Source organism: Moraxella sp. E33BD (assembly GCF_041807865.1).
GTDB classification, from domain to species: domain Bacteria; phylum Pseudomonadota; class Gammaproteobacteria; order Pseudomonadales; family Moraxellaceae; genus Moraxella; species Moraxella haemolytica.
Window position 1 is genome coordinate 119,583 of record NZ_JBGTZD010000002.1, and the last position, 15,916, is coordinate 135,498.

The 15,916-nt window shown below is 38.2% G+C and carries 12 protein-coding genes, 1 CRISPR repeat array and 2 riboswitches (1 of these 15 running past the window's edge); of the genes, 2 read left to right on the forward strand and 10 right to left on the reverse strand.

The window, feature by feature from the left end; translation table 11 throughout:
- A CRISPR array of direct repeats spans positions 1–343; the repeat unit is 36 nt; unit sequence ATCTACAATAGTAGAAATTAAGGAAGGTCGTTAGAC; it begins 514 nt to the left of the window's first position.
- 129 nt (positions 344–472) lie between these two features.
- From cas2 to nth, 6 genes are all read right to left on the reverse strand, one after another.
- Complete coding sequence (gene cas2 / locus ACERC6_RS01745; RefSeq protein WP_284674246.1) at positions 473–742, reverse strand: CRISPR-associated endonuclease Cas2; 270 nt, start codon at positions 740–742, stop codon at positions 473–475.
- Positions 742–1,746 (reverse strand): type V CRISPR-associated endonuclease Cas1, encoded by a 1,005-nt coding sequence (cas1, locus tag ACERC6_RS01750; protein ID WP_373627515.1) that lies wholly within the window; start codon positions 1,744–1,746, stop codon positions 742–744. The genes cas2 and cas1 overlap by 1 nt, the downstream gene beginning before the upstream one ends.
- A gap of 15 nt (positions 1,747–1,761) precedes the next feature.
- Entirely contained in the window at positions 1,762–2,328 is a 567-nt protein-coding gene (gene cas4 / locus ACERC6_RS01755; protein WP_284674248.1) for a type V CRISPR-associated protein Cas4, read from the reverse strand.
- Between the two features lie 61 nt (positions 2,329–2,389).
- On the reverse strand, positions 2,390–6,181 hold the full coding sequence (cas12a, locus tag ACERC6_RS01760; protein ID WP_373627516.1) for a type V CRISPR-associated protein Cas12a/Cpf1: 3,792 nt from the start codon (positions 6,179–6,181) through the stop codon (positions 2,390–2,392).
- 224 nt (positions 6,182–6,405) lie between these two features.
- On the reverse strand, positions 6,406–7,785 hold the full coding sequence (locus ACERC6_RS01765; protein ID WP_284674569.1) for an APC family permease: 1,380 nt from the start codon (positions 7,783–7,785) through the stop codon (positions 6,406–6,408).
- Positions 7,786–8,158: 373 nt separating this feature from the next.
- Complete coding sequence (nth, locus tag ACERC6_RS01770; protein WP_284674570.1) at positions 8,159–8,806, reverse strand: endonuclease III; 648 nt, start codon at positions 8,804–8,806, stop codon at positions 8,159–8,161.
- A 282-nt stretch (positions 8,807–9,088) separates the two neighbouring features.
- Between nth and ACERC6_RS01775 the strand changes: the two genes are divergently transcribed.
- Complete coding sequence (locus ACERC6_RS01775) at positions 9,089–9,685, forward strand: 4'-phosphopantetheinyl transferase superfamily protein (protein WP_373627518.1); 597 nt, start codon at positions 9,089–9,091, stop codon at positions 9,683–9,685.
- A gap of 79 nt (positions 9,686–9,764) precedes the next feature.
- Here the strand turns inward: ACERC6_RS01775 and gcvP are convergent, their stop codons facing one another.
- The 4 genes from gcvP to gcvT form a co-directional block, all read right to left on the reverse strand.
- Positions 9,765–12,611 carry an aminomethyl-transferring glycine dehydrogenase gene (gene gcvP, locus ACERC6_RS01780; protein WP_373627519.1) on the reverse strand — a complete coding sequence of 949 codons (2,847 nt, stop codon included), beginning with the start codon at positions 12,609–12,611 and terminating at the stop codon, positions 9,765–9,767.
- Positions 12,612–12,850: 239 nt separating this feature from the next.
- On the reverse strand, positions 12,851–13,231 hold the full coding sequence (gene gcvH / locus ACERC6_RS01785) for a glycine cleavage system protein GcvH (protein WP_373627521.1): 381 nt from the start codon (positions 13,229–13,231) through the stop codon (positions 12,851–12,853).
- 50 nt (positions 13,232–13,281) lie between these two features.
- A complete protein-coding gene (locus tag ACERC6_RS01790) occupies positions 13,282–13,455 on the reverse strand; it encodes a hypothetical protein (RefSeq protein WP_373627523.1) in 174 nt (57 codons plus the stop codon).
- A 460-nt stretch (positions 13,456–13,915) separates the two neighbouring features.
- Positions 13,916–15,013, reverse strand: coding sequence for a glycine cleavage system aminomethyltransferase GcvT (gene gcvT, locus ACERC6_RS01795; protein ID WP_373627525.1), 1,098 nt, complete (start codon positions 15,011–15,013; stop codon positions 13,916–13,918).
- Positions 15,014–15,149: 136 nt separating this feature from the next.
- A riboswitch (glycine riboswitch) is annotated at positions 15,150–15,279 on the reverse strand.
- Positions 15,280–15,295: 16 nt separating this feature from the next.
- A riboswitch (glycine riboswitch) is annotated at positions 15,296–15,424 on the reverse strand.
- A 104-nt stretch (positions 15,425–15,528) separates the two neighbouring features.
- Here gcvT and ACERC6_RS01800 point away from each other — a divergent pair.
- A complete protein-coding gene (locus tag ACERC6_RS01800; protein WP_284674255.1) occupies positions 15,529–15,849 on the forward strand; it encodes a YcgL domain-containing protein in 321 nt (106 codons plus the stop codon).
- The last annotated feature ends 67 nt before the right edge of the window (positions 15,850–15,916 follow it).

Here is a 15,916-nt window from a genome sequence, read left to right on the forward strand (position 1 = left end):
TAGTAGAAATTAAGGAAGGTCGTTAGACATGATTGTGATTGGCGACAGCTCAACTATCTACAATAGTAGAAATTAAGGAAGGTCGTTAGACATTGGTATTTGGATTAGCCGATGGCATATCTACAATAGTAGAAATTAAGGAAGGTCGTTAGACGATGAATGGTGGGAAAATGCCGACCATATCTACAATAGTAGAAATTAAGGAAGGTCGTTAGACATTAGAAGCATGAGAAAAAAGAAAAAATCTACAATAGTAGAAATTAAGGAAGGTCGTTAGACTGGCATGGCGACAGACGGCTACATTCGCATCTACAATAGTAGAAATTAAGGAAGGTCGTTAGACCCGTTTTGGGGTATTTTTACTAATTTTTAGCGGATTTTGATTAAAATTTAAACAAATTTCACTCATTTTTACCCTAAAAACTCAAAATTTACAGCAGGAAGACTAAGGTTTGTAAGTTTTTAAATAACATTACAATACTAATAAATCCTGTGTGCGATGAACAGCATTGCCATAACGCAACACTTCTCGTTCTGTAAACCTAAATATTATAACACTGTCTGCTCCACAAAACAAGGGTTCAAACTCGTGTTTGATTCTTTGGGTAACAATATTTAAAATACGCTCGCTATTTTGGATTTCGTACACTGAATATTGCAAACGGTCGCCATATTCCATCAAAAACTTAGCAAATTTCGTTCGCACCTTATTGTTACTGATATCATAACTGACAATAATCATCAAATCTCCTTATCTTCAAATAAATCAAAACTTGGAAAATCATAATCTTGCTTTTCGTCATTGATTTTCATAAACAAGCGATAATAATCACGAATATAAATAAAAATTGCCTGTTTATGAGTGATGATTGCATTCATTAATATGGCATGATATTCTCGGCTGTGCTGGGTTTTTAAATGGTATTGCAGTTTATTTTGGCCAAAATGTTCTGCCTTAAATTGACCCAAATTAAAAGATATTAAAACTTGCCTATCAATAATACAGCGAAATGGCTCTACAAAATCACATACCAGTGATTTTCTTTTAAACCATAATTGGTGCAATACCCCTTGATAAACATCAAAACCAAACAATCTTAAATTACATTCAATATAATTAAAAAGTAGCGTATAACCCATATCCAAAACCACATTAACAGGATCTAGTTTTAATCTAGGTTTTCTGCCTTGCCACTTAAAATGTTTTGCTTGAATAAAATGATATTTAAAAAACAACTTTGCTGAATTACCCTCAATACCCATTAAAAAATCCAATTGGTCAGCGGTTAAGCAGCGTTCTTGATACTGTTTGAGTTCGTTGATTGCCGTTTTTAGTTCATCGCTTTTTTGACGCAGATTCTTTAATAAAACAATGTGTCCATGAATCTTGCTAAATACAAGCTGATTGGCAAGCGTTTGTTTTAATTTGGCAGTCATGAAATATTGCTTTTGGCGTAATAAGAAATTCGCTTCTGCTGCATGACTGATAAACATCATCGGTCGCAAGCGTTCGTTTAATAAAATGAGGGCTATGTTGTATTTTTGGCAGTAATCAATCGTAACACTTGTTAAGGTTAGATGACCAATGCTGACGATTGCGAGCACTTTATTTTTAGATAATCGTGTTAACACTTCACCATTGTCATCTTTAATGACGATATTGCCTTGTGAAATAACCAGATGTTTTAGTTCGGTATTGGTTAATAAAATTACTTGTCGATATTTTAGATCAGCTTGATTGAGCATCTGTCATCCCTGAAGTCATTTTAATGATAACGAAGTTTGGTCGCATAAAGCAGCATAAATACAATATTGGCATTTGTTTGGATTGATATTACTCAAAATGATACTGGGTTCATAATGACGAATCTTGTTTAAATATGCTTTGAACCATTGTGTTGTCTCATCATTAGGTAGAGCAAGTGGATAATGCTTATTGTCATCTTTAGAATAAAAGCCTAAATAATCCACCTTAAATCCCATTTCTATCAAGCAAAAATATTGTGCATAAAGTTGTAATTTATAACCATCATAAATGGTTTTAATCTTTTTCTTGCGTTCAATGAGTTTTTTACTTTGGGTAAAATATTGGTCAATTTTCCCCATTAAACCATACTCTTCTGAATACACAAATATGCCTGTTAAAATATCTTTTTTGGTGCTATAACTGCCGTTATCCACCGTTTCATGGGCTTGTTTGCCAGCGACTTGCGGTGTATCATGATACTGCTCTTCATCTAATCCTTGATAAACATTGTGCAGATAAATAGAATAAGGACAAAAAACAAAGTCGTTTAACTGACTGATATTTAATACATTATGTTCCATAATATCATTTAATTATCCATAAAAATTAGGCTCAATTTTTAAAATTGAGCCTAAAAACTATCTAATGGGTTTGAACAAATTTAAGCCATTCTTGATTGCTAATAGCCAGTTTCAATGAATCCAAATCATCACTTGCTTTAATTTGATTTAATACCCACAAGCCTTTTTTGGCAATATGATACGCACCATTGGCGTCAGCATCATTTGGTAAGCGGTTGTCAGCCTTGCGACTATCAAAAAACTCACCGTTTTTATTTGCTACAGGCGATAAAATAAAATCATCGCCTGTATTGGCGTTGCTATATCGCATAGATACCAGTACTTTTAGATAATAATAAAGACTGCTATACAGATTTTTACTATTATTATTGCAAATCGCATCAATTAAATCATTGCCAGTTTGATAATTGATTTGATGTTTATTAAATAATGCTTTTAGACAATCATTGATATTGATTTTGTCTATAGTTTTTTTAGTATTATTATAAGCATAACGCACATCGCCATGTGAACAAATCACCCAATGGGTTTTTGAGCCATTTGCTTTATCGGTAAAGTTATTATAATCCAATGCAAACTCAAAATAATCTTTGCTAGCGTTATAATAAATGCCATCAAAATTCTTAAAAAATGCTTTGGCTTTGTCTGTATTTTCATAGTTTAGTGGCAATAAATTAACAAAACCTGTAGTAGGGTCAATCTTACTGGTATTCCAAGCAGGCACATAAAACAAAAATCCTGTCTGCTTACCAATATCTTTAATATCTTCAAATTTATTGGTTAATTGCAGTGCATTTCTAATACCGCCTAATTCATTTGGTGGGTTATCTTTTGATACCAAGTAATTGAGTTTTTTAATAAGTGCATTTTCAAAGTTTTGATACACTTGCTTTTCAACCTTAAACCGTCCACGCTTAAAGCCAAAATTCAAATCTTCCAACACAACAATGGCATTGTATTTAAGCATCAGCTGGCTGATATAATGCACCACTTGACTTAAATAACCTTGCTTAATTTCTTTGATATTTTCAATCTCTCCCCAGTTTACACGAGCCTCCAAACGCTCTTTTTCTTTGTTATCCAAAAGAGCATGATAATTGACTGTTAATTTAATGCCGTTATGACCAGTATTAACAATCTCATTTAAAGACTTTTGTTCAACAATTTCACCTTGGCTATTGATGACACTGACATATAATAAATGGCGTTCACCACGGTCAATGCCAATGATATGGATATCTTCGTTACTATTTTTAAGTGTTTGATTGACATTTTTATTAAATTCTTTAAAGCCAGTGCCATGAACACCAAAATTCATCGTAATGGGAATATGTAATAAGAACTTATCCTCCGTATAGCGTTTATCTTTGATGATTGTGTGGGTGGCAATTTTATCCTGATTGGGGTTGTTGGGGTTTTTCATCGTCAGTTTTTCATAAGCAGGGTGCTTTGCCACATCATCAATATTTAATGATGCCTTGCGATAAAAAATCTCCGCTTCGCCATTTAGTTTATAAATCACATTTTGTAGATTTTCTGGGCTAAATAATTCCTTAAAATACAAAGTATGCAAATTCTTATTGCCGTAAGATTTTGCAGAAAAATCTTTATTGTAAATTTGGAATAGGTAGAGTTTTCCTTGTTCTACCAAGTTATCAATATAACTGCTGTCAATATCGGTAAAGAAAACTTTATACCCTTGTGGTTCAACTTCCTTATAAAAATCACTTAAATCTTGATAATTGCTGGTGTCAGAAAATTGAAAGCCAAACTCTCGCCATTCTGAGTGCTTATTGATGCTAGTTTTAAAGAAGTCGATCAGGCGATGACAATCAGATAGATTGAACAGTTCACCTTTTTTGTGTGTACCTTTTTCGTATTTCTCCAAAATGTCCTTAGAGGGCGAATAATAATCAATATTGCTTTTTGCGAAAAATACTTTTGGCAACATCTTGTTTGGACCAGGTAATAGTTTATAAACCATTTTTTGATAAACATCTTGGCTTGTGGCAACTGGGGCTTGGTCAAAGACTTTTTTATGTGATTTATCCAAAATCGCTAGATAATAGTTATCATTTTTTTGTAAAATAATGCCAAAGTTATCCTTTTCTTTATTTAAGTCCCAACCATTGAGTAAGGTGGCGTTATCAAAATTGAGTTTGTATTTTTCTGCAGTAAAGGCTTTTTGTGAAATATAATCACGCACTTTGTTATAAAGTGAGCTAAAATGCTTCAAATCATCATGCAAGGGCGTAAACTCACCATAAAATGTCTTATCCTCATTTAATCTGGTGTCGCTACCGATGGCTAATGGCTTAATAAAATGCACCAAAGCCATCACGCTATCTAAAAATAACTTTAAATTGACAATGTCATGAGATTTTTTGTGTTTATAAAAGTTACGCTCACCAGTAGGATATTCTTTTTCCAAAAATCCTTTGATGGTGCTAAATTTATTGTCAATGTTTTTGATTAAGGACAATTTTTGAGCATCAGCATTGATGGAGCATTGTGATAGATAATCTACTATGCTTACAAACGCAACATCCTCTTGTTTTTGACAATATTGACCTAATGCCTGCTCCAAAGTGGCAATGCTATGCTCGGATTTGATAAATGTTTCTCGTTCTTTATTGAGTTTATTTTTGGCATTATCCGTTTTGGCTTTGGTAAGTTTGTTGTTAAATTCGGTATTGATGGTGTTGGCATAATAATCAGATAATGCCTGATTAATGATATTAAAATTGCCATATAAAATGTGTGAAATATGCGTTAATTGACCATGATGGATGTATATACCATTTGGGTCGTAATCTTTAATATGATTTAATATGGTGTCAATTTTATTAAAATCATCGTGATAAGTACGATAAAAGTCATTAATTGCACTACAAACTTCGTTATCATCTTCAAATCTTGTTGGTAAAAAGGATAGGCTTTGTTTGTCGCTCAATAATTGTTTGTGCAGGGGTTTTAGTTTGGCAACTTTACATTTATTTTGTTGATTATATAGATTGATAAACTCATTAATACCCTGTAATTTTGTGCCATTATCCAAAACTTTACCACCCAATAACGCATTGTAAGCACTAATACCAGATTGGGATAATAGATGATTATAAAACTCAATATTCAATAAATCATCAATACCAAATTCATCAAAATAATCAGTAATTTGATTGTTGATATCAAAAAGCTGTTGATACAGTTTTGGGTGACTATTTTTGATATGATGCAAAATCTGAATATTATCCACAAATCTGGGTAGGTTTTCGTGAATTAAGCGATAAGCAATGGCGGTGTGTTTGGCTTCGTGGCTATATAGGTTTTTTCGGTTTTCATAAAAGCCACTAAAATAAGTACTAAAACCGATAAACTGCTCGATGAGTGCAATTTTTGGCGATTCTTCACCTTCTTTTTGAATGACCCACTTTGTCAAATCGCCTTGCTTTTTTTTACTACCGAACAATTCTTTGGCAAACAAACCTTTGAACCAGGCTTTGGTGGTATTGTCTTTTTCAAACTGCTTGACAATTTGTTTGCGTAATTGCTCTTGTGATTTTTCTAAATCTTTATGTAATTTGTCGTCTTTTTTACTGTTTTTTAGTGCCAGATAAGTATGCTGAAAATCAGACAGCTGTGCTAGATGAGTGTCTGTTAACGCCAACTCAATAAAATCACGATGATAGTCATCTAAAATCGGTTTTATTTTTTGATAACTTTCGGCAAGTGTAGCGTCTTGCTCCAAAAAGTTTTTGGCTTTGATGTGTTCAAGTGTTTTACCAATAGGCTTTAATTCAAAACGCAAGGTTTTGGAAAGAGGGTATTGGCGGGTGAAATTGGTGAATAGCATATGAATTCCTTTTATGTATTGAAGGGGTTGGATCAATCTTGGTGTTTGGCACGGATAATTTTATTATAGTGCGAATTTGATGCCATATCAACTAGTCTGTGTGTAACCACATCTGTTTTATGAGTGTGTTTTTAATACTTGAATAAACTGTCTGTACTCAAAAAGATGAGTGGTTAGTAGTATAAAAAAATCGGACCTAGTTGTCCGATTTTTTATTTTAAGAGTTACTCTTGATGGGTGGGTATGGGCTTTGAAAAACCTTTGGTCAACCATAAAAGATAGACAAATCCCAATAAGCCCCAAGATAGCCCAGCGTATAGCGAGGTGTTTTCGACATTAAGCCACATAATAAAGATGGTGATAAAGCCAAGCGTTGGCACGATGAGATTTAAAAAGACTTGTTTGGGACTGTGCAATCTGCGGTTTTTGAGAGCGTATTCAAAAATGACAGACAGATTGACAAAACTAAATGCCGTCAGTGCCCCAAAGCTGATCAAATGTACCACAAAATCCAAATCCACAAAACCACCCATTAATGCCACCAAACCTGCAATTAAGATATTAAAGACAGGTGTGCGTAATTTTGGATGAATATAACCAAAGACACGGCGACTAATCACACCATCACGACCCATCACATACATCAATCGTGAGACGCCTGCATGAGCTGAAATACCTGAGGCGACAACGGTTATGATGCCAAAAGTCAAGACAATGGATTGAAACAGCGAACCACCCACGAGTAATAAAATTTCGGGCTGAGTCTCGTCAATTTGGGTGAAGTATGTACTTGGATTGCCTGAAAAATAAAGCTGAATGAAGTAAGTACTGACGATAAAAATAAGACCCGTGATGAGCGAGGTTAAAAAAATCGCTTTTGGTAGTTTGTTTTTTGCATCTTTGGTTTCTTCAGCCAGTGTGGATAGAGAGTCAAAACCTGTAAAAGAAAAACACAAGATGGTTGCCCCAGCGATGAGTGGCATAATCTCGGTAGTGGCATTAAAAAATGGTGTCAAACTCCATAACTGGTAAGCATGAGCGGCGTCAATCACGCCATCGGCATTTAGCCCTTGGCTAAGTTTGGTATAGACTAGGTAGGTAAAAAAGGCAATGATGAGCAATTGACCTGCAACAATCCAACTATTAAAGTACGCTACGATTTTTGCTCCAAGTAGATTGACGATTGTCATGATGGAGGTGAATGCCACCACCCAAAACCAAGTGTTTACCTCAGGAAATAACGCACTAAAATAAATGACTGCTAATACGATATTGACCATTGGCATAAGCAGGTAATCTAGCCAGCTAGACCAGCCAACCATGAAGCCTACCGTAGGGTGAATCGCTTTTTGGGCGTAAGTATAGGCAGAGCCTGATGATGGGTAGGCACGAATCATCTGTCCATAACTGAGCGAGGTTAGCAAAATGGCAATGAGTGCTAAGACATAGGACATGGGTGTGTGCTGATGACTGGCTTTTGAAACCATACCGAAAGTATCAAAAAGAGTGGTGGGTTGAATGTATGATAGACCGATGATGATGACATGCCAAATGCCTAAATTGCGACTTAAAGTTACAGGCTTGGTAGCAGTAGAGGTGGAGATGGGTGTATTCAAAGGAAATCCTCCAAAAATTGCCGATCAGTCGCTAACATGGTGCAATCTGACCTAAGGAAAAAAGACACGATTGAGTGTGAACAATTTTTAAAGAGTAAGACAACAAGTCTGTTTTTTAGGCGAGACGGGTTTTTAGTGGGATACTCCAGTGGTTTTTTTGAGAATGATGGTGTGAGTCAGTGATTCTCAAGTGGATTGATGGCTTTGGCCAAGAATTTGGCAAATTATAAGGCAAAACCACCAAATTGTCATTAAAAATTTGGGGTAATATACATGAAAAAAAATAACAAGTTTAGCTATCGTACTTATACGGATATATCAGTCTAACAGGCAATATCAAGCACGGATTTTAATTTATGATTTATCCTAAGTCTGCCCATTTATCCTTATCTTTAAACATACATTCATCAAATACGACACATGAACCACATTTTGGGCTTCTTGCCATGCAAGTGTATCGTCCATGCAATATGAGATAGTGGTGAGCATCCACAAGAAATCGATTCGGAATGCGTTTCATTAGGGCTTTTTCTACAGCAAGTACAGTTTTGCCTGTGGCAAGCCCTGTGCGATTACCCACTCGGAAGATGTGCGTATCAACTGCCATGACAGGCTGACCAAAGGCGGTGTTTAAGACGACATTGGCTGTTTTTCTACCAACCCCTGCCAACGCTTCAAGTTCAGCTCTGGTATGTGGTACTTGTCCATCATGCTTATTGATTAGGTCTTGACAGGTTTTGATGATATTGGCGGCTTTGGAGTTGTATAATCCGATGCTATTGATATACGATTTTAAACCGTCTAGCCCTAATTGCAGTATCGCCTGCGGAGTGTTGGCGACCGGAAATAGTTTGCCTGTGGCGATATTGACGCCTTTATCGGTTGACTGGGCTGAGAGCATGACGGCGATGAGTAGCTCAAATTCGTTGCTATAATTAAGCTCGGTAACTGGCTCTTTGATGTGTTCAGAGAGTTTTTGAAAAAATGCCAAGCGTTTTTCTTCATTCATCGGACGAGATGCAGGCGTATCAGCAGTTTTAGCGATGGATAATTTGTCTTTTTGTGAGCCAGATTTTGCTTGGCTGATGGCTTTGGAAGTGGGTTTCTTTGTGGGTTTGGTTGTCATGGCGATATGCTAGATAAAAAGATTATTATAACATGGCTTATCTTAGTGTGAAAATAGGCACATCTGCCATCATCAACGCAAAGATTGCAAGAAAATCCTTGAAATTTGCTTGGATATCCAGTAATTTGATGGTTGATTAGTCAATGTGTGAATGGGCATAATATCATGATTTATCTACATCATCAGATTTTAGTCAATGGCGTAAACAACCAAGGCATCAGGCAGACGATGCCATCAAAAGCAGACTTGCGTCAATCTCGCCATCAGATATTAAGCCAGTTTTGTGGTCGGCATGGATTGCCTACGCCCAATTATGACAAACAAATAAATGGTAAGCCGATTATTACTAATAATCATTTGGTATTTAATCAGTCGCACCATGATACTGCCTATGTACTAGCGTGGTCGTTGAGTGTTGCTGAGCTTGGCGTGGATGTTGAGAGTGTGTGCCGTCAGGCTAATTTTGAGCAGTTGGCAAGACGGTATTTTCATGCTGATGAATATCGGTATTGGCAAGAGAATGACTGTGATGTGCGACTATGGTTTCGGCTCTGGACGATTAAAGAAGCAGTGATAAAAGCAAATGGCATAGGTATCCGCCTAGCCTTAAGAGAACTAAATGCTAAATTTATCAATAGGCATCAAGGCGAGATTTTTCATGATAAGATGGGTTGTTATCGTTTTGAATGTATTGACATGGGCGATGATGTCATTACCATAGCTTATACTGGCGATGTTTGGCAGGCGTGGACATTAAAATAAAAAGTCTGCATGGTAATAAGAATAAAAATACCGCTCAATAGAGCGGTATTTTGTGAGTATTGCTAAGCAATATCACCCATCAATCTTCATAATTATCAATAGAAGGGCAAGAGCAAATTAAGTTCTTATCGCCATAGACATCGTCCACACGACCAACGGTTGGCCAGAACTTGTGAGCCTTGACATATGGCAATGGGAATGCTCCCACTTCACGGCTATATGGTCTGTCCCAATCGCCTACGATGACATCTTGGGTGTGTGGTGCATTGATCAACGGATTGTTATCGGCTGTCCAACCATCAGCACCTGCTTTCACTTTTAAGGCTTCTTGCTTGATTTGCTTTAATGCACTAATAAAGCGGTCAAGCTCATCTTTGCTCTCAGATTCGGTTGGCTCAATCATCAGTGTGCCTGCCACAGGAAAGCTCATGGTTGGTGCATGAAAACCATAATCCATCAAACGCTTGGCGATATCGGTTTCGGTGATGCCAGTCTCTGCTTTTAATGGGCGAATATCAATAATGCACTCGTGTGCCACCCGTCCATTTTTGCCTGTATAAAGTACGGGGTAGTCATCTTTGAGGCTCTGGGCGATATAGTTGGCGTTCAATAGGGCTTGCTTGGTGGCAGCAAGCAGTCCATCACGCCCCATCATTGTGATATACATCCATGAAATAGGAAGGATGCTTGCCGAGCCATAAGGGGCAGCTGACACAGCCGATTGACCATTTTGGGCGTTAAACACAGGGTTTATGCTGTGACTTGGGATAAATGGTGCAAGGTGTGATTTTAGCCCAATCGGTCCCATGCCAGGACCGCCACCGCCGTGCGGAATGCAAAAGGTCTTGTGTAGATTCATGTGTAGCACATCAGCACCGACATCAGCAGGACGCATGAGTGCCACTTGGGCGTTCATATTAGCACCGTCCATGTACACTTGACCGCCATGCTGATGAATCAAGTCGCAGATATCACGAATACCTTCTTCAAATACACCGTGTGTGGACGGATAGGTAATCATTAATGCCCCTAGCTTATCGCTATGTTGTTCGCATTTGGCGACCAAGTCATCAAAGTCCACATTGCCATTATCATCGGTTGCAACCACGACCACTTGCATGCCCATCATTTGGGCAGTAGCAGGGTTGGTTCCGTGTGCTGAACGGGGAATTAGGCAGATATTACGGTCGTTTTGACCCAAGCTTTGGTGGTAACGGCGAATCGCCAAAAGTCCTGCATACTCGCCAGACGCCCCAGAATTGGGCTGCATTGAAATTTCATCAAAGCCGGTAATCGCCTTTAACTGTGTTTGCAGGCTATCAATCATCGCCACATAGCCTTTGGTGTCGTCCTGTGGGGCGAATGGGTGAACATTGGCAAATTCATTCCAAGTAATCGGCAACATCTCGCTAGTAGCATTTAATTTCATTGTACAAGAACCAAGAGAAATCATTGAGCGGTTCATTGCCAAGTCTTTATCTTCTAGCGATTTTAAATAACGCAGCATCTGATGTTCAGTGTGATAGCTGTTAAAGGTTGGGTGTGTGAGAATGTCATCTGTGCGGTTTAATGCACCAAGCACATTTTCTACCTTATCAAGATTACCAGTTACCCCAAAAATCTCACATAATTCAGCAAATTCTGCTTCATCGGTCAACTCATGAAAAGATACACCTACTAGATCATCTTTATGAAAAAGATTGTAGCCTTTTGATTTTGCTGTTTTGACAAGCTCGCTTGCTTTGTCAGTTTTGATGATGATGGTATCAAAAAACACATCGCTAACAGGCGTAAATTGGCTTTTAACCGCATTATAAAATGCCACTGCCAACGCATGAATACGACTGGCGATACGCTGCAAACCTGTCGCTCCGTGATACACAGCATACATACCTGCTAGATTGGCAAGTAGCACTTGGCTTGTGCAGATGTTTGAGTTGGCTTTTTCACGGCGGATATGCTGTTCACGAGTTTGTAGTGCCATGCGTAGGGCGGTGTTGCCTTGTGCATCTTTTGATACGCCAATAATACGACCAGGGGCAGAGCGTTTGTCTTTGTCTTTAAAGGCAAAATAGGCAGCGTGTGGACCACCAAAGCCCATCGGAATGCCAAAACGCTGAGTACTACCTAGAGCAATATCAGCTCCCATATCAGCAGGTGATTTGAGTAGTACAAGGCTCATGATATCGGCAGCCACGATGGCGTAAGCACCGTTATCTTTGACGGTTTTGATGATGTCGGTCAAATCAGCTACATCACCGTCTTTGCCAACATATTGGAAGTACGCTCCAAAAAAATCGCCCGTCTTAGCAACTTCAAAATCGCCAACCACCACCTCAAAGCCAAAATATTTGGCACGAGTATTGATGACATCAAGTGTTTGTGGATAAGTGCGCGCATCTACAAAAAATTGCTTTGATTTGGACTTGCTACAACGATTCGCCATAGCCATTGCCTCAGCGGCAGCTGTGGCTTCATCAAGCAAACTTGCCCCTGCCAAATCCATACCTGTTAAGTCAATACATACTTGCTGGAAGTTTAATAAAGCCTCTAGGCGACCTTGAGCGATTTCGGCTTGATAGGGGGTGTAGGCAGTGTACCAACCAGGATTTTCTAGTACATTTCTTTGAATAACCGCAGGTAAGCGAGTAGGTGAGTAGCCCTGACCGATGTAGCTTTTGGCAACCACAATGTCGTCTGCCATTGCACGAAGTTTGGCAAGGGCGTTGTGTTCACTCATTGCCACTGGCAAATCAAGAGCTTTACCTAAACGCACCGATTGTGGCACAACAGAGTCCACAAAACTATCCAAATCACTTGCACCGACTTTGGCTAGCATTGCGTCAGTGGCGGATTTATCATTGCCCAGATGACGATGCACAAAGGCATTTTCGTAAAAAAGTTCGGAAAAGTTGTTAAAAGCCATGATATGTCCTTATTTGGTTAAGGTTGGTTAAAATTTAATTAAAAATGGTATTTAAAAATGCAATTTTTAATTAAATTTATTATCAATGTAATAAGGTGGTAAGTATGGTTAATTAAATCTTGTGAATTGTAATTTTAATCATGCTATGCACCAATTTTGGGTGTGAAAACAGTAAATACACATATTTGCAAGCTGTAAAGCCAATAGCGTAAGCTCAAATTGAACTTACGCTATTTTTCTTATAGACTGCTCTCGTACTCGTCTGCACTCATTAGGCTGTCATAATCGGCAGGATTGGCAGGTTTGATTTTAAAGAACCATGCTTTACCATACGGGTCTTCATTAGCAAGCTCTGGGCTGTCCACAAGCTCATCGTTAATCTCAACGATTTCACCGCTAATAGGAGCGTAAACATCACTTGCCGCTTTAACAGATTCAACAACGGCAATCTCTTCGTCAGCCGAGACGGTGCGACCAACTTCTGGTAATTCTACAAATACCACATCGCCAAGCAAATCTTGGGCGTGGTCGGTAATGCCAACAGTGATGATACCGTCATCTTCAAGTTTTAGCCATTCGTGACTGGCAACATATTTTAAATCACTTGGGGTATTGCTCATAAAAGCTCTCCTAGTTAAGGTTAAAAAATTATAATAGGGTGATTGGTTGCTTATTTTTCACATTTTCCTGTAGCATCATTATAGTGTCCACCATAATCTAGGCAAGTATCTTTAGCACCACAACCCGCTAATAGCAAAGCTGTTGCCATAATACATATTTTCACACTCAGGCCTTTTTTAAAAAGATTACCTGTATATTTTAAATCACTTGGGGTATTGCTCATAAAAGCTCTCCTAGTTAAGGTTAAAAAATTATAATAGGGTGATTGGTTGCTTATTTTTCACATTTTCCTGTAGCATCATTATAGTGTCCACCATAATCTAGGCAAGTATCTTTAGCACCACAACCCGCTAATAGCAAAGCTGTTGCCATAATACATATTTTCACACTCAGGCCTTTTTTAAAAAAGATTACCCGTTGCTTGCACAGACTTTGCTAGCGTCATCTCTTGGATTGCTTTTGAGCATAACCTTTTGTGGCTGGCTGATCTTGATTTGTTTGGAATATGACTCATGAAAACTCCTAATTAGGTGTTGCTATTTAATGAATAAGCGATGTTGATGACATCATAATCATTAAGAATGTTAAGTATTGAACCACATAGATAATCATTTTCTATCATATTCTGTGCTTGACAAACTTATATTAGCGATGCCATCATTTTTTATTGTTTAGAGATGCAGTCAATCAAACTGTTTTTTGCCATTTCTAACAAAGGGTAGTTTTAATACTCGTACGCCAAACTCTTTGCCACGCATGATAATTTTGGCGTGCGTGCCATCAAAATCAGCAGGTACACGAGCGATGGCGATGGATTGATTGAGACTTGGGCTAAATACGCCACTGGTGGTAATGCCTTCACCTTTATCGGTAATGACGGTCATTCCTGAACGCATGACGCCTTTTTCTTCTAGTAATAAGCCCACTTGTTTGGCTTTTACACCATCGGCTTTTAGTTTGACTAGTGCTGTTTTGCCAATAAAATCACGGTTTTCGTCTTTTAAATCCACCGTCCATGCCATGCCTGCTTCCAATGGGCTGACTTCATCGGTCATATCATTACCGTATAGATTCATGCCTGCTTCCATACGCAAAGTGTCTCTTGCCCCAAGTCCACATGGAGCAACGCCAGCTTTTACTAGGTCATTAAAAAACTCTACCGATTGATCGGCAGGCATGATAATCTCAACGCCGTCTTCGCCTGTATAACCTGTACGAGCGACAAACCAATCACCACCCAAATCCACCCCAACGAATGGTTTTAGAGCGGTTACTTTATCCGCCCATTCAGGCTTGGTGGCAACTAATTTTTCTATTGCTTTTGGGCCTTGCACGGCAAGCATTGCCAGTTCGTAGCGGGGGGTGATGGTAACGCCAAATTCAGCACCCACCTTATTAAAGTGTGCCGAATCTTTTTCACGAGTAGCACCATTAGATACAATGCGATAGGTGGTTTCGTCCTCGCTTGTGCGATAGACAATTAAGTCATCAATTACGCCACCTTGTTCGTTTAGCATGCCTGAATACAAGGCCTTGCCAACAAAGGAAAGTTTGGCAACATCATTGGCAATTAATTTTTGAAAAAATGCTTTTGCGTTGTCGCCTGCTACATCGGTAACCAACATATGCGAGACATCAAACATGCCCGCATCTGTTCGTACAGCGTTGTGTTCTTCGATTTGAGAGCCATAATTGACGGGTAATTCCCAACCACCAAAATCCACTAATTTGCCATTGTGGGCGGTGTGGGCATGAAATAGGGGGGTGCGTTGTAGAGACATCTGTATTTCCTTAAAAAGTGCCTGAAAAATAATCATTTAAAAAATCATTGTTTCAAAATCATTGCGTTAAATTTAGATTACACCATAGCAAGAGCATTGATTTACCCATCGTGAAGCTAATATTTTAACTATTTTAAGCACCCCATCTGTCCTGTTACCTGAGATTTTCAATCATCAAACCAATGATATTGATTCATTGAGATTTAAAGATTTTCTTCCCTTCGGTAGGTACTAATTCCTATGTACCATTCTCCAGATTTTTTTGATAAAGCTGTGATTTATCTAAATTTTTCAGTCCATTTACCTGAGCGATTATGGGAGTGGTTTACGCCTTCGGTGTTGGTTTTAAATTGATCAAAAATATGGCTTGATCAAATAACAGTTAAAACCAATCTCTCCTGAAAAATTACGCCCTTATTATGAAAAATAATGCTACAATTTACAAGAGAAATTTTTAAATTTTACAAAATAAATGCCAATTATTGAGAAATTTTAAGTTGATAAGAGGAGATGATATGCATTGTGATGTGTATAAATTTGCAAAAAATGAAGATTGGTATGTTTATATCGCCCGACCAGATTATCCCAATGACACCGATGAGCTAAGAGATTGGCTAGGTATTTTACCATCTGAAATTCGCCAAAAATTAGGACTTGGTTCGTTTGTCATGCATTTAGATTTAAATGCTCGTGATAAGTTGGCAAGGGTGGATATTTGTGAGGTTAAAGCAAAACTTGCCGAGCAGGGCTATTATGTCCAACCGCCACCTGCGGACATTTTGGCGACACAAGCCATGGCTAAAGCTAAGGCATTGCAAGATAAGCAATATGATTAAATCAGACTACCAATAAACCTTATAATGATTGACAAGACTATTGGTCGTTTGGTGTTTTATCATTCTT

Coding starts and splice junctions, on each gene's coding strand:
- cas12a (WP_373627516.1), bottom strand. CDS start 6,181: ATGCTATTCACCAATTTCACCCGCCAATACCCTCTTTCCAAAACCTTG.
- cas2 (WP_284674246.1), bottom strand. CDS start 742: ATGATTATTGTCAGTTATGATATCAGTAACAATAAGGTGCGAACGAAA.
- ACERC6_RS01775 (WP_373627518.1), top strand. CDS start 9,089: ATGATTTATCTACATCATCAGATTTTAGTCAATGGCGTAAACAACCAA.
- cas4 (WP_284674248.1), bottom strand. CDS start 2,328: ATGGAACATAATGTATTAAATATCAGTCAGTTAAACGACTTTGTTTTT.
- ACERC6_RS01800 (WP_284674255.1), top strand. CDS start 15,529: ATGCATTGTGATGTGTATAAATTTGCAAAAAATGAAGATTGGTATGTT.
- gcvP (WP_373627519.1), bottom strand. CDS start 12,611: ATGGCTTTTAACAACTTTTCCGAACTTTTTTACGAAAATGCCTTTGTG.
- ACERC6_RS01790 (WP_373627523.1), bottom strand. CDS start 13,455: ATGAGCAATACCCCAAGTGATTTAAAATATACAGGTAATCTTTTTAAA.
- gcvT (WP_373627525.1), bottom strand. CDS start 15,013: ATGTCTCTACAACGCACCCCCCTATTTCATGCCCACACCGCCCACAAT.
- cas1 (WP_373627515.1), bottom strand. CDS start 1,746: ATGCTCAATCAAGCTGATCTAAAATATCGACAAGTAATTTTATTAACC.
- gcvH (WP_373627521.1), bottom strand. CDS start 13,231: ATGAGCAATACCCCAAGTGATTTAAAATATGTTGCCAGTCACGAATGG.
- nth (WP_284674570.1), bottom strand. CDS start 8,806: ATGAATGAAGAAAAACGCTTGGCATTTTTTCAAAAACTCTCTGAACAC.